At 34.7% G+C, this 13,371-nt stretch carries 16 protein-coding genes; 12 read left to right on the top strand and 4 right to left on the bottom strand.

Annotated elements, in window-relative coordinates; genetic code table 11:
- Nucleotides 1-308 precede the first annotated feature (308 nt).
- The 3 genes from HU235_RS19900 to HU235_RS19890 all read left to right on the top strand — a co-directional run bounded on the left by HU235_RS19900 (nucleotide 309) and on the right by HU235_RS19890 (nucleotide 2,644).
- Nucleotides 309-1,175: a GNAT family N-acetyltransferase gene (locus HU235_RS19900; protein ID WP_174881338.1), complete on the top strand. Its 867-nt coding sequence runs from the start codon at nucleotides 309-311 to the stop codon at nucleotides 1,173-1,175.
- 50 nt (nucleotides 1,176-1,225) lie between these two features.
- Nucleotides 1,226-1,579, top strand: coding sequence for a hypothetical protein (locus HU235_RS19895; protein WP_174881337.1), 354 nt, complete (start codon nucleotides 1,226-1,228; stop codon nucleotides 1,577-1,579).
- Between the two features lie 204 nt (nucleotides 1,580-1,783).
- On the top strand, nucleotides 1,784-2,644 hold the full coding sequence (locus tag HU235_RS19890) for an SPL family radical SAM protein (RefSeq protein ID WP_174881336.1): 861 nt from the start codon (nucleotides 1,784-1,786) through the stop codon (nucleotides 2,642-2,644).
- A gap of 85 nt (nucleotides 2,645-2,729) precedes the next feature.
- On the opposite strand, the gene HU235_RS19885 is transcribed toward HU235_RS19890, so the two are convergent.
- Nucleotides 2,730-4,121 carry an aminotransferase-like domain-containing protein gene (locus HU235_RS19885; protein ID WP_095301199.1) on the bottom strand — a complete coding sequence of 464 codons (1,392 nt, stop codon included), beginning with the start codon at nucleotides 4,119-4,121 and terminating at the stop codon, nucleotides 2,730-2,732.
- A 234-nt stretch (nucleotides 4,122-4,355) separates the two neighbouring features.
- Between HU235_RS19885 and azlC the strand changes: the two genes are divergently transcribed.
- From azlC to HU235_RS19845, 8 genes are all read left to right on the top strand, one after another.
- Nucleotides 4,356-5,069 carry an azaleucine resistance protein AzlC gene (gene azlC / locus HU235_RS19880; RefSeq protein ID WP_174881335.1) on the top strand — a complete coding sequence of 238 codons (714 nt, stop codon included), beginning with the start codon at nucleotides 4,356-4,358 and terminating at the stop codon, nucleotides 5,067-5,069.
- The gene (locus HU235_RS19875) at nucleotides 5,066-5,398 is read left to right on the top strand and encodes a branched-chain amino acid transporter permease (protein ID WP_145580551.1); all 333 of its coding nucleotides are present in this window, start codon (nucleotides 5,066-5,068) and stop codon (nucleotides 5,396-5,398) included. Before azlC ends, HU235_RS19875 begins: the two co-directional genes overlap by 4 nt.
- Before the next feature lie 485 nt (nucleotides 5,399-5,883).
- Entirely contained in the window at nucleotides 5,884-6,090 is a 207-nt protein-coding gene (locus HU235_RS19870; protein ID WP_095301196.1) for a helix-turn-helix transcriptional regulator, read from the top strand.
- A gap of 2 nt (nucleotides 6,091-6,092) precedes the next feature.
- Entirely contained in the window at nucleotides 6,093-6,557 is a 465-nt protein-coding gene (locus tag HU235_RS19865) for a hypothetical protein (RefSeq protein ID WP_233452320.1), read from the top strand.
- Nucleotides 6,558-6,983: 426 nt separating this feature from the next.
- Nucleotides 6,984-7,346, top strand: coding sequence for a hypothetical protein (locus tag HU235_RS19860; RefSeq protein WP_095301218.1), 363 nt, complete (start codon nucleotides 6,984-6,986; stop codon nucleotides 7,344-7,346).
- Nucleotides 7,347-8,002: 656 nt separating this feature from the next.
- Nucleotides 8,003-8,521 (top strand): GNAT family N-acetyltransferase, encoded by a 519-nt coding sequence (locus tag HU235_RS19855; RefSeq protein ID WP_174881334.1) that lies wholly within the window; start codon nucleotides 8,003-8,005, stop codon nucleotides 8,519-8,521.
- A gap of 22 nt (nucleotides 8,522-8,543) precedes the next feature.
- Nucleotides 8,544-9,152: an FMN-binding negative transcriptional regulator gene (locus HU235_RS19850; RefSeq protein ID WP_174881333.1), complete on the top strand. Its 609-nt coding sequence runs from the start codon at nucleotides 8,544-8,546 to the stop codon at nucleotides 9,150-9,152.
- A 138-nt stretch (nucleotides 9,153-9,290) separates the two neighbouring features.
- Nucleotides 9,291-9,590 (top strand): DUF3784 domain-containing protein, encoded by a 300-nt coding sequence (locus tag HU235_RS19845; RefSeq protein WP_095301193.1) that lies wholly within the window; start codon nucleotides 9,291-9,293, stop codon nucleotides 9,588-9,590.
- A gap of 298 nt (nucleotides 9,591-9,888) precedes the next feature.
- On the opposite strand, the gene HU235_RS19840 is transcribed toward HU235_RS19845, so the two are convergent.
- Nucleotides 9,889-10,680, bottom strand: coding sequence for an endonuclease/exonuclease/phosphatase family protein (locus HU235_RS19840; protein WP_095301192.1), 792 nt, complete (start codon nucleotides 10,678-10,680; stop codon nucleotides 9,889-9,891).
- Nucleotides 10,681-10,939: 259 nt separating this feature from the next.
- Here HU235_RS19840 and HU235_RS19835 point away from each other — a divergent pair, with 259 nt between their 5' ends.
- The gene (locus HU235_RS19835) at nucleotides 10,940-11,407 is read left to right on the top strand and encodes a hypothetical protein (protein WP_095301191.1); all 468 of its coding nucleotides are present in this window, start codon (nucleotides 10,940-10,942) and stop codon (nucleotides 11,405-11,407) included.
- 295 nt (nucleotides 11,408-11,702) lie between these two features.
- Here the strand turns inward: HU235_RS19835 and HU235_RS19830 are convergent, their stop codons facing one another.
- Together HU235_RS19830 and HU235_RS19825 are read right to left on the bottom strand one after the other, a co-directional pair.
- Nucleotides 11,703-12,617: an NADP-dependent oxidoreductase gene (locus HU235_RS19830; RefSeq protein WP_095301190.1), complete on the bottom strand. Its 915-nt coding sequence runs from the start codon at nucleotides 12,615-12,617 to the stop codon at nucleotides 11,703-11,705.
- Nucleotides 12,618-12,876: 259 nt separating this feature from the next.
- Nucleotides 12,877-13,215, bottom strand: coding sequence for a VOC family protein (locus HU235_RS19825; protein ID WP_174881332.1), 339 nt, complete (start codon nucleotides 13,213-13,215; stop codon nucleotides 12,877-12,879).
- Between the last annotated feature and the right edge of the window lie 156 nt (nucleotides 13,216-13,371).

Below are 13,371 nucleotides of genomic sequence, written 5' to 3'. Positions count from 1 at the left end.
GTTTTATTTTTAATAGAGAATTGATGTTCATCAATTTTTTGTTGTAGGACCATCCCGAAATATCCGAATAAAGGAAGGAATTAAGAATGTGGAAATATACCAAATTACTTTGCAACGATAATATCAATAGTTGCAATTATTTGGTTTTTTGTATTTATTCAATAGCAGTTCCATTGTATATTTTAGGTAATCCTAGGAAAGGAATTAAAAACTTTAAGTAATCAACTATTGCTGTTCCATTATTTACGACAACTTTGAAAGCGGGCACTGTAAAAAGCAATAAAGTAACGAAGATGGGGGAATTCACATTGGAGATTCGAAAACTTACAAAATTTAACGAAAAAGTCATCAAAGAAATAAGGGAAGTTGAAGGAATATGTAAGAACCATGATGGGGTAAATGGAAGTCTATTTCTTGATACATCGATGAATTTTCATCAAGACATAAAAAGCATATTCTTACTTTACAAGGATAATAGGTTAGTGAGCTTGCTGACGATGTTTATTCCGATGAACGAGGAAGCAGAAATATCGGCATATACGTTGCCTGAATATCGAAGAAAAGGGTATTTTAACAGATTGCTTGAAGAAGCTATAGAAGAAGTTAAAAAATATCATATACCACGTTTAATGTTTATCTGTGAACCAGAATCTGATGATGGATTAGAAACAATAAAAAAGTTAAATGCAGAGTTAGACTTCACAGAGTATTCTTTAAGATACAATAATCCTTCAAGTGAAATGAAGATAGAAAATGTTCCGAATATCAGTTTACAAAGGGCAGAACAAAATGATCTGGATGGAATCATTCACCTAAGTCAGGAAATATTTAATGATGACTATGAGGTTGCTAAAAGCATAATAACGAAAATATTTGAAGCGAATAATCGAGTCCAATATGTCGCAAAGTTAGAGGGAAAACGGATTGGTATCGGTTCTGTTAGTTTTGAAAATAATGAAGCCTCCATATTTGGAATTGGTGTATCACAAAAATACCAAGGAAAAGGTTTTGGGAGAGAGTTAATAATGTTGATCATAAACGAATTAAAAAGCAAGGGGATAGAAAATATAATGATTGAAGTAGACAGTCTCAATGAGAGGGCATTTAAACTATATAAAAGCTGCGGTTTTCAGGTAGAAGCTTCCTTTCATTATTTTCGAAAAAGTGTGAGTTAATGCTTTTCTAAAAATCATGTCTGTTAGCTTTAAAGATTGCTGGCTTCCGATTGTTTAATATGAAGAACAGCCCCGTAAATGGTACTCGCAAAACGCTATTTACGGGGTATTTTTATTTTGTCTTAAAAACTTTGGAAAAGAGTACTACTAGAATAAAGGTGGGAAGCCTGTCTTGGATTGATTGTATGAATTCAGGATCTATCTATAAAAAATCAGGAATGCCACCGACTATTTTGAATCCTTTTGTGACCGTGAAGAAGTTGACGATACGTCCTTGCAACGATCTACGATACGTGGGCAAAAAGAAAAATAAAAAGAAAAATAAAAAAGAAAAACAACAACAACAACTAAAAGCTTTTCTCCCTATTAGTGAGGATGAACAAGAGCTAGCTATCAATTATTGATATAGAGATTCAACCAAAAATCAATAACTAATACGAGAAGCAAAATCCTGTTCAAGAGAGCATAGGCGGGCAAGTTAAATTGGAAAACGAGGCTAATGAATGTCAAAGGAGAAACCTCAAGTGAAACTTATATTAGCTTTTTGATTTCTCGAGTAACGATTGCTATGATAATGAAAATAGTGTTTGAAGAGAGAAGGTGAAAAGATGGGACTTGAAATAAAAAAGAATATGGCCAAAAAAATTCTAACCGAGGCAAAGGGATATTTAGATGTAGGATTTACACATTCACTAAATCCATACAGTGGTTGTGGCTTTTCTTGTTTGTATTGTTATGTAAGGGAAATGCCAATCCAAAAATTTAAAGACCTTCCTTGGGGTGAATGGGTTGATATTAAAACAAATGCAGCCGACATTTATCGAAATGAAATGAAGAGACTTCGTAAGAAACCAAATCCGGTTAATATTTTTATGTCTTCTGCAACTGATCCATACCAACCAATTGAGCGGAAAGCACTTATTACACGAGGGCTATTAGAGGAAATGATTGAACATCCTCCTGATTTTCTCCAAATTCAAACACGTGGACCGCTAATCAAAAGGGATATAGATTTATTAACACAATTGAAAGAAAAATGTACACTTCTTGTATCGATGACGATTGAGACGGATAGAGAAGATATAAAGAGGATCTTTTCACCTTATGCACCAGGAATCAAACTGCGGTTAAACGTTTTGAAAGAACTCCATGATGCAGGAATATCAACTCAAGCCTCGATTTCTCCTGTTTTACCATTTACCCCTAACTTTCCAAAGGCATTAGAAGGGATTGTAGACCATATTTGGATTGATACATTAAGCATTGGGGATGGTTCGATGGGGAAGCGTTCAGAACGATTAGGAATGCCAAAATTATTTGAGGATCATGGACTATCCAAATGGTATCGAAAAGATATCCATGTAGCGGTGGAAAAGTATTTTAAAAAATACGTACCTAGTGAAATGATAAGAGTTTCAAAGAATGAGGCATTTCCAAGCTATATGGCAAAGAATGATGCTAATACTTAGGAAGAAGAAGTGTATTCATTAAAAGGAACATAATCTAATATTCCTTTTAATGAATAGATTGGCGCTTTCAAGAGTTTTAAAGCGATCAATTATCAAGATACTTTTTAAGCTTTGTTAATCCTATTTCTAACTCTTGTAAAGAATTTGTTGAAGCTAATGCAATACGCAAATACTTTTCAGGTCTAGACTGCCCACTTAAAAAACGTACGGAATGAAATACACGTACACCGTGTCTTTGTAAGTCTGCTTCTAGTGCTTGTGCATCAATTTCTTTTTCGATTGGGAGCCAGCGAAAGAAGCTAAGAGGATGTTCATGATTCTTTTTAATCGGGAAATAATCAAAATACAACTCATTGGTTGTTTTTGCAAGCTGTATCTTTTGCGAAACGATTTGATGAGCCTTCCCGGAAAGGATTAGCTCTGTGATCACTTCTGCATCAAAGGAGGATGTTTTTACATTGATATTAAAAATACCCTTCAGTATTTTCTCGCGTAATGCATCGCCAAATACCATATACGCAACTCTTAATCCAGAGCATATTGATTTGGAAGTGCCACAAATATAAACGCTCTGTTCAGGAAGCAATTGATACATCGGTTGCCTATAATCCTCAATAACACCTGCAGTTAAAAAGGCATAAATGTCATCCTCAATTAAAATTAACCGATATTTGCGAATCACTTCAGCTAATTCCCGCTTGCGAAAATCTGGAATCATCACAGTAGTAGGATTGCTGCATGAAGGCATGAGAAAAATCCCATGAATATTCAATTGACTACATTGTTTTTCTAGATCATCTGGCAGCATCCCATATTCATCTCCTACGATAGGGATCAATTGGATGTGTAATATTTTTGCCAATTCAATAAAATTCGAATAGGTGTATAGGTCTGTTGCGATGCGATTACCAGGTTCAAAAAGGGAAGCCAATGTAACCGCCAATGCATTCTGAGCACCAGAAACAATTGCTACATGCTCTTGGTCAGCGTGAATCCCGAACGGTTCCATCCAGTTGAGTGCAGCTGTTTTTTGATGGGGAATACCAGTCGGGTCGTTGTAAGTAAGCAGTTGCTCGACATATTTTTTTTCGCTTACTCTCTGAATACTATCTTTAATAAGCGTGTTCGTTTCCTCAAAGGATTCGACAAAGCCTAGTTCAATGAGGTTTGCTTGCTTTTCGGCGGAAATCGTAATCGAGCGAGCAGCATTAGGTGCAACAAACGTTCCGCTACCGGTAACTGCATAGATTAACCCCTTTACTTCACACACTTTGTAGGCACGAGTAATCGTCGTGAAATTCAAGTCGAGAAAATCTGCTAACTCTCGTTGCGGGGGCAGCTTTGTCCCAGGGGCTAAAAAGCCATTAACGATATCACGTTCAAGATATAATGCAAGAGATTGATAAAAGGGACGCTTCAATGTGGCTTTATCAGGCTTCCAAGACATTGGATAATGTTCAAATGAATTAACTGGCATACTCCACCTCTAATTATTTACTAGGTACTCTCATCATATCATTTATTGTATGTATTTATAAAATCACATTGTATGATTTTGATTGGCTGATATTTAGCATTTAGTAGCTCCTATTTTATCAAGTTGGAGCATTTTCGAATATAAGGAGAATTGTAATCCATACAATTAATTTATTTATTGTATGGATTTTGTATGTTAAAAATTATATAAAGAAAACTGCAGGATGTGAATTATATGAAAAATAGAAATCAAATATGGATGGCTTGTCGTTCCGCTTTTCCATATACTGTCCCGATATTAACGGGATTTGTCTTCCTAGGAATTGCTTATGGCATTTTTATGAATTCATTGGGGTTTAGCGCAATTTATCCGATTCTAATGAGTTTGCTCATATTTGCGGGATCTATGGAGTTTGTCGCAGCTAATTTATTGCTTGTCGCCTTCAATCCGATTAACGCTCTTTTCTTAACGTTAATGGTAAATGCAAGACATTTGTTTTATGGCATTTCGATGCTAGATAAGTTTAGGGAAGTCGGAAAGAAGAAGCCGTATCTCATTTTTGGGCTTTGTGATGAGTCTTTTTCAATCAATTGTACCGTTGATATTCCGAAGAGTGTAGACAAGGGCTGGTTTATGTTTTTTGTCACTTTATTCAATCATTCGTATTGGGTTATAGGGGCAACGATCGGGGGCATTTTAGGTTCACATGTCAAGTTCAACACCGAGGGACTCGAATTTGTTATGACAGCTCTCTTCATTGTCATTTTCATCGAACAATGGATGAAAGAGAAAAAGCACCATAGTGCCCTTGCAGGTTTGGGGCTTTCAGCTTTATGCTTAATCGCTTTTGGCGGAGACTATTTCATTATCCCAGCTATGATTGCCATACTTGGGGTACTTACTCTTCTTAGAAAGCCATTAGAGAAAGAGGAGGTAAGAGCTGCATGACAATGACGATAACACAGCAAATAATAACGATTGCAATGGTCGTTTTCGGTACAATGCTTACAAGGTTTCTTCCCTTTATCATTTTCCCAGCAGGTAAGCCTACCCCGAAGTATATCCAATATCTCGGAAAAGTGCTACCATCCGCGGTCATTGCCCTCTTAGTGATTTATTGTTTTAAGGATGTAAATGTACTATCAGGAAGTCATGGTATCCCAGAATTTCTTGCAGTGGCAGCAGTTGCCTTGCTACATATTTGGAAGAAAAATATGCTTCTTTCAATTGCCGGGGGTACATTATTTTATATGGTTTTGGTGCAACTGGTTTTTTAATTCTATAGCATTCGTTAGGTGAAAGGATATCCTTATAAATTAGGGATGTCCTTTAAGAATGGTTTGAATATATAAAGTCTAGGCACGGAGGACGTTTATCTATATATCAATTATTATTGGAATAGTTAAATCCTCTAGGCACCACAGCATTATTCAATTTTCCTGGAGTATCTAATTTTCTTTTCAAATTATCCTTCGTTTTTGGTTTCCCTTAGGCACACTCGTAAATGGGCTATTTCTTTTTAGATTGAAGGAGTATTCAGTAGGGAGACTTTTAAGAGTCATCATGTAGCATTTTCATTCTTTTTCTCATTAGGAGTGTAAAGTTGACTTTACAAAATGTAAAGTTAAGTATACAATGTGTTTATAATAGAAGAACAAGGAAGGAGGTACTAAATTTTTTTATCTTCAATGTATAGTAAACTTTACAAAATGTAAAGCAGAGTATACAAATTTTAGCTGAGAATAGTTGGAAGGTGAGAGCAATGGAACTAACAAATCGTGTAAAAGAATTGAGAGCGAAGCATGGTTATACGCAAAATGATCTAGCTCTGGCAGTTGATGTGACAAGACAAACGATTGTTGCCTTGGAAAAGGGAAGCTATATTCCATCCTTGTTACTAGCCATGAAAATTTCGCGTACGTTTCAGTTGCCAATTGAAGAAATATTTTTTATGGAGGGGGAAAAATAAAGATGGTTCAAAAATTTCTTCTGTCTGTCGGAATATTGGTTTTGTTTGGGTGGGCGATGATAGCCTTTTATCATGTACAAATGGATTTTGCCGAAGTTATTAAAAATCCAGAGCCATCTTGGACAGTAACATTAAATGCTACCCCTGTTGCTGCCGCCCTAGTAATAGGTGGAATTATTACAGTAATTTTGATTATGAAAAGTAAAAAGAAACATAAATCATTAGCAAAGGCATTTTTCTTGCCACCTAATTTTGAAGAAAGTGATGAGAGAGAGCGTGAGATTACTGCCAAAGCGTGCAGAGCTTCATTCGTAACAATGTGGTATGCATTTCCAGTTATCACTGCACTGTTGCTTATCTATCCGTTTATTTCAGAAAAGCTTCCGTATTATCCAATTATTCTTATATTGCTGCTACCACTTATCCAATCTTTCGCATACTTTCTCTCATGGAAAAAACATTATTAAACGATTAAAGATTCTTGAATATAAAAAAAGCTTGGAAATGATAATCAGTGTATAAAGCAGCACATATTATCCTTCGACCATCTATCGAATGGGTTACTTTGAGGATGCTCAGGTTTTTTAGTCATCTATTTCCAAAGGCTTTATTAAAATAATGGTTCTACAATATTGGTTCCCTTGCTAAAAAGGACTTAAGCTAAAATTTGCAGATAGTGATTTCTAGAATTTAAAGAATGAATTCTCGTAAACGATCAATTCATGGCTTTCATATCTAAACAATTCAAAGAAATTACTGAGCAAAATTTAAGGCGGTAGGATGGGGAATTCGATATCTATTTTTCTTCTTTCGTATATGGATAAAATAGGATAATATATAATGGATTACAACTAGTAGGAGTTGAATATATGTTTAATCGTATTCGAGAAAAAATGGTTCCGACACAGGGAACAGAAGTTGAAGTGGATAATATCTACGCAATCTTACCTCCACCAGGAACGATTATTGGTGAGGCAACTGAGGAAGAAATGGAGAAGGCTGCAGAGCTTGAAATTAGACATATGGCTTTCATGCGATTACAAGAAATGAATGTACAATTTGACGGTACTTCTTATAAAGAACTACTAAAAGACTTCCAAGACTTTGAAACCGAATCGAGTAATTTTTGGAGAGCTGTTGCGAAACGCCTAGCAGTTCCATATGAATGGCCTATTAGAATTGACCATGCAAACGGGCCTATTTATTTAGGAGAGCATGAGGTATATTTGGAAGAAGTAGACGAAGAGAAAGATTGATATAAAAAGGGCTAACCTTTGGGTTCCGCTTTTTCATTTAGCCACCATCAAGAATCTTATAAGAATAACTTGTTAAACTACAATCCTGACTAGATTTTGGTTATATGAGTGGTTCTGGAACTGATTAGTATTGGTCTAGTTAGACAAAACACAACATATTAGGAACATGCAAAAGACTGATGTTGTTTTTAAAGGTCAATCTTTGCATGTTTTTCTTTATTATTTTTGAATATTTTTCCGAAAATTATATAGGTAATACCAATTAAAACTGCTAAAAGGATTCGTTTTAAAAAGTAATTAAGTCCGTAATTTTCACTTAAATAATCTAATATAGATGAATAAATTAAAGCGGCGATACCAATTGAAATGTACTTTATCTAACTCCCTCCTAATTTTAATATTATACATTTTTATCGTTTATATGTATTTTATGATTCAATGCTTTAGTATCGAAATGTTATTTTTTGTTGCAAATACAACAAAAATCCGTTAAATTAAACCTATGTTATTTTTGTTGCATTTACAACAAAGTTCATACTGCTAAGTAGTTGTCCTTGAAATTGGAATGATAAGCAAGGACTTTACTATTTTTTATAGGAATTTGAAAAAGGAAAACAAGAGAAATGATTGATGATATAAAGGAGCGACATTTTGAAATGACAATAAAGATAAAAAAGTGCACGCTTAAGGATTTACACAAGCTACAGGAAATTAGTTATGAAACATTTAATGAGACATTTAAGCATCAGAATACACCGGAAAATATGAATGTCTATTTACAAAGAGCATTTCACTTAAACCAATTAGAAAAAGAATTATCCAATCTGTCTTCACATTTCTTTTTTGTTTATTTCGAGCATGAAGTTGCTGGCTATTTAAAGGTCAATATGAATGATGCGCAAACTGAAGAAATGGGGGATGAGTCACTTGAAATTGAAAGGATTTATATAAGGAGTAAATTTCAAAAACACGGGCTTGGCAAATATTTGTTAAATAAAGCGATCGAAATAGCATTGGAGGAGAGTAAAATTAAAATCTGGTTAGGTGTATGGGAAAAGAATGAAAATGCTATTGCTTTTTATAAGAAAATGGGGTTTGTTCAAACAGGAGCCCACTCCTTTTATATGGGAGATGAGGAACAAGTTGATTTTATAATGGTTAAAACACTTATTTAACATTTTTGAGAGGTGGACGATTATGTATATACCTAAACATTTTAAAATTGATGATGAAGAAGTAATATTTGATTTTATCGAAAACTATAGCTTTGCAACTCTATTTTCTCAGCATAACGGAGAACCATATGCTACACATCTACCACTGATGTTAAATAAGTCTGAAAATGCTTTATACGGTCATTTTGCACGTCCGAACGAACAATGGAAGGATGCAGAAAACCAACAAGTTCTTGCTGTTTTCCAAGGGCCACACTGTTATATTTCACCTTCATGGTACGAAACAATGAAAGCAGTACCTACTTGGAATTATGTATCTATCCATATATATGGAAAGCTTGAAGTAATTGAAGATAAAAAGATAATATTTGATTCTTTAAATGACTTAGTAATTAAATATGAAAGCCCTGATAGTCCATACAATTTAAACGATGTTGAACCTCGGTTTATCGAAGGAATGAGTAAAGGAATTGTAGCGTTCAAAATAAATATTACAAAAATAGAAGCAAAAGCTAAACTTAGTCAAAACCATTCTGTAGAACGACAAGAAAGGGTTATTAAGCATCTAGAGAACACTTCACAGCATGATAATATACAGGTAGCATCTCTTATGAAGAAAAACCTACAATAACGTAAATAAAAGCACTAAACTAAAGAGGGCGATACTTTAATAATCGAAGCTTCGCATTTTCTTATTAACTAAATTGAAACCTTTTCCACTTCCAATCGTATATAAAATTACAGAAATAAACAATGGTGGTGTGGTTTTATGGGCACTTTAATAACTATAGGTATAGGAATCATTATCATTTATTTTGGTTATCTAATAGGAGTTAAAAAGATGTTATCATTAATTATAGGCTATGACGATAATACTTTTTATGGAGATAAAGACAAGTATGCTAAGAGAATGGGATTAACTACAATAATACTAGGATTGATAGTCATCACAATTCCTTTCATTGTCCTACTTTTCGATGAAGCTGTTATACAGGTTTTCAAAATTATGATCGGTGTATATGTCTTTATTATGATAGGTATCGCTAATTATTGGCGATTACGTTTCTGAATAATTAGGAATAAAAAGATTAAGATATTTTGAAAATTACTGTGCAAAAGGGGGCAAAGCACCCCTTTTCATTATTGAAACAGAGTTATCGATGCTTGTTGCTTGAACTAAGCAGTGCATATAAGAAGATATGCACAAATACCTTTCATTTCTTCACTATAAATTAAGAATTAACCGACATTGGTTCTTTTAGGTAATGATAATTAACTTCAGTTCCTATTTTTGACGAGCTTAAAATACATTACTGACAGGGTAACTTGAGAACAGCTTCGCCTACCATAACTTTTCTCTAACATCATTAAGTATTTTTTAATTTTATTTCTACCCCGAAGTGATCGGATACGACAGGCTTATTTTTGCCATTAAATATTACGTTTGAATATTCAACTGGAACTTTGTGATTGGTGAGTATTAAATCAATTCTTTTTTCCTGAATATCTCCCTTCCATCCAGCAATTTCACCTTTTACTGTAACACCATCATCTTTGAGTTCTGCAAGATGATAGGTATCAATAAGCCCGTGACTAATTAAATAGTCATAGCCCTCATCTTTAATAAATGCATTATTATTAAAGTCACCCATCAAAAAAGCATTACCGTTCATATTTATATTTTTGAGCAGATTTTTAGCCTGGCCTTTGAATGGTTCTTCGTTGTCGTGCCACCATCCCATATGACAAGAATAAAAAGTATACTGCTCGATACCATATTGAATGGTTGCGCCAACAATCTTTCTTGTCTTCCAATTGTTTTCATCTTTGATGTTTGAGACATAGAAAGAGTGCTCTTCTATTATTGGATGTTTTGTTAATATTGCTAACCCTTCTTCATAGTTCTTGTACATATGGGAAAATTCCCAAACAAGTGAGTAATTTTCGCTCCCTAATTTTTTTAGCTTGTCCAATAAAACCAATGCATAATTATCATTTTTTATATTTCCATAAACAGTCTTTTCTTCGACCGTTTGGTTTACTTCTTGTAAAGCAATAACATCAAATGATTTTTCTTTTATTGTTTCGGCAAGAAATGTTATCTTCTCAGCTTGGTTTTCCTCTTGCCAGGAATGACAGTTTAGCGTTAATAGTTTCATCTTTTATCTTCCCTTTTATTTTTTATAAATATAGACAATTCACTTTGTGGAATCTTTTTAGTCTTCATTTAGTTATTTGTATATCTATTTCGAACTAATTCTAGCATAGTTTTGGGAGACTTTCTGGTCAGGATCAGATTAGTATAAATTAATTGAAATTGATATTAATTATGTTTTTATATGAGGGATATTGTACCTTAAATTACTTGGATAATTGAATACGAATAAGGGGAAAATGGCAATAAAGGGGCTACTTTTAATGTTAGGACTTATTATTGCCATCATTATTTTTAATTTTATTGCCTTTAAAACGAATAAAAATCTTACTAAAAATCAAGTTGTTCATATATGGACATTCACTATTGCTTTACAAGAACTTGCTGATTTATATATTGACCAAAAATATCACGGTTATTGGTATTTTTCAAAAGGGATTGAATGGGAATCATTGCTAACCCTTACAATAATTATTCCACCTGTAAATATGATGTTTTTAAATTGGTATCCTTTTGGTGCTACTTTGTTTAAAAAGGCTAAGTATTATTTTTATTGGGTACTATTTATGGTTGGCTATGAAATGATTACTTTGCTGCCAGAGCCATGGGGCTATTTTAACTATGGTTGGTGGAAGATATGGTATTCAGTACTTGTAAATCCTTTTTTACTAATGCTTGTCTTGAATTTTTATAAATGGGTAATAAAGATTGAGAAATTAAATAAAGAGTAGCAGTAAATACTTAACTAAAGCTGTACTAGGAATCACTAATCTTGCATTCGCCCGTACATAGAATAAGATGTGATGCAATAAACGAAAGAAATCGTGAATCCTGAAATGAAAAGGGTCACAGTAGAAGTTTCTTTGAAAAATAGGTGGATAGGTCCTATGAACCGGAAGTCCAGCTCAGATTGCAACAATTCCACCTTTTTTAAGTGAGTAATAAAAAAGTGATATAAAGGAGACTTATCGCTTAATTGTGAGAAGCCTCTTCAAAATTCCCATTTATCCGTTATCGTATTATGTTTTATCCAATTGTAAGAACCACTTTTCCTCGGCCATGGCCACTCTCAATCTCTCGATGGGCATCTGAAGCTTGGTTTAGGGGGAATGTTTTCCTAATATGGATCTGTAATTTCCCTTGTGAGTATAGGTCTACTAGTTCAGTAAGCCGATTTACTGACCTCTTGCTGCGTATAGGGCGAACACAAAGCTCCTCTGCAAGATCGAATGCAACAATCGTGCCGATCCGTTCTTTATTTTTGACAAGTTCTAGCGATGCGAGGAGAGCATCATCTCCAGCAGCATCAAAGGCTACGTCAACACCATCAGGTGCTAACGCACGGACTCTGTTGGCAAGTCCATCTCCATAAGTTACTGGGATCGCACCCAGCTTTCGAAGGTATTCGTGGTTGCGTTTACTTGCGGTGCCGATGACAGTTGCTCCCCATGCCTTAGCCAGTTGTACTGCAAATGTACCAACTCCACCAGCTGCAGCGTGAATTAATATAGTGTCCCCCTTGTTAACGCCAAGTTCCTGTAAAGCGGTATGTGCGGTTTGACCAGAGGCTGTTAGTGCACCTGCCTCCTCCCAAGACATGTTCTTTGGCTTATGCACAATCTGGTCAACGTTAACCACCACATATTCTGCATAGCTTGCTAGTAAAGCCCATCCAAGGACTGCATTGCCGACAGAGAAGTCAGTAACCATCTCTCCGACTTGATCAATAATTCCAGCGAACTCGTTCCCGAGAATCTGTGGATACCCTATCTCCATACCTGGTGGTACCCAGCCACTACTCCGAACGGCTAAGTCGAATGGCTGGATTCCAGCAGCTTTGACCTTGACCCGAACCTGTCCTGCACCAGCATGAGGTTTATCAAAATCCATTACTTGCAAAACATTGGGAGGACCAAAAGTAGAAATTGCAGCGGCTTTCATGCTAATGACCTCCTTACAGATGAAGGGTTACAGAGAATGGGGAAAAACGATTGAATATCAATTGAATTATGGATTTTATTTTCATCAGGTTGTTTGAAATATAAAATGTCTATTTCTCGATTAAACAGGTTAAGCGAAAGAATCGTCTGAACTTTATTCATAATTATTTTGTCCCTTCATAATGATAATAAATTTAAATAGAATCCTAGGATTACGAATGAACATCTTTTGTTATTGAACGATAATTAAATGTCTAAGTTCAATAAAAAACCTCGATGGTGAACCCACCTGGTGCTTTAACATAGAAAGTCCAGCGATGAGCTCTTTTTGGTGGTTTTACATCAAATCCATCATTCTTCAAGTGTTGATAGATCTCGTTCACCCGTTCTTCGCTCTCCTGTGAAAAACCTATATGAAAGGACTTTGGATAATTGACTTGGGTACCTTTCATCAAAGCGAGCAATAATCCATCTTCGTCTAACAGAACTGCAAATGAATCACCATGTGTACTCTTTGTTTGTAGGTTAAAATATTTCTCTAAAAACTCTCGGGCAGCGCTAACGTCACTGACCGTTAGATTGATATGATTTAGTTTCAAAGGTTACTACACTTCCTTTCTTTATTTATATTCATAATACTTAATTCACTTTAAATAAATGCTTTCCCAATACATCCCAAAAAGGATAACCAACTAAATACTTTGAAAGCATTTTATTATTTACATGTTCTATTCTATAATTGATTATTAATAAAT

This window comes from Metabacillus niabensis, from assembly GCF_902829255.1.
Taxonomy (GTDB): domain Bacteria; phylum Bacillota; class Bacilli; order Bacillales; family Bacillaceae; genus Metabacillus; species Metabacillus niabensis.
This window is presented reverse-complemented; position numbering and strand designations above follow the sequence as displayed.

Bases quoted from the DNA above. Each gene is read 5' to 3' on its own strand.
- HU235_RS19830 (WP_095301190.1), bottom strand. From the start codon at position 12,617: ATGAAAGCCGCTGCAATTTCTACTTTTGGTCCTCCCAATGTTTTGCAA.
- HU235_RS19885 (WP_095301199.1), bottom strand. From the start codon at position 4,121: ATGCCAGTTAATTCATTTGAACATTATCCAATGTCTTGGAAGCCTGAT.
- HU235_RS19845 (WP_095301193.1), top strand. From the start codon at position 9,291: ATGGGCACTTTAATAACTATAGGTATAGGAATCATTATCATTTATTTT.
- HU235_RS19855 (WP_174881334.1), top strand. From the start codon at position 8,003: ATGACAATAAAGATAAAAAAGTGCACGCTTAAGGATTTACACAAGCTA.
- HU235_RS19870 (WP_095301196.1), top strand. From the start codon at position 5,884: ATGGAACTAACAAATCGTGTAAAAGAATTGAGAGCGAAGCATGGTTAT.
- HU235_RS19890 (WP_174881336.1), top strand. From the start codon at position 1,784: ATGGGACTTGAAATAAAAAAGAATATGGCCAAAAAAATTCTAACCGAG.
- HU235_RS19850 (WP_174881333.1), top strand. From the start codon at position 8,544: ATGTATATACCTAAACATTTTAAAATTGATGATGAAGAAGTAATATTT.
- HU235_RS19840 (WP_095301192.1), bottom strand. From the start codon at position 10,680: ATGAAACTATTAACGCTAAACTGTCATTCCTGGCAAGAGGAAAACCAA.
- HU235_RS19875 (WP_145580551.1), top strand. From the start codon at position 5,066: ATGACAATGACGATAACACAGCAAATAATAACGATTGCAATGGTCGTT.
- azlC (WP_174881335.1), top strand. From the start codon at position 4,356: ATGAAAAATAGAAATCAAATATGGATGGCTTGTCGTTCCGCTTTTCCA.
- HU235_RS19865 (WP_233452320.1), top strand. From the start codon at position 6,093: ATGGTTCAAAAATTTCTTCTGTCTGTCGGAATATTGGTTTTGTTTGGG.
- HU235_RS19860 (WP_095301218.1), top strand. From the start codon at position 6,984: ATGGTTCCGACACAGGGAACAGAAGTTGAAGTGGATAATATCTACGCA.
- HU235_RS19835 (WP_095301191.1), top strand. From the start codon at position 10,940: ATGTTAGGACTTATTATTGCCATCATTATTTTTAATTTTATTGCCTTT.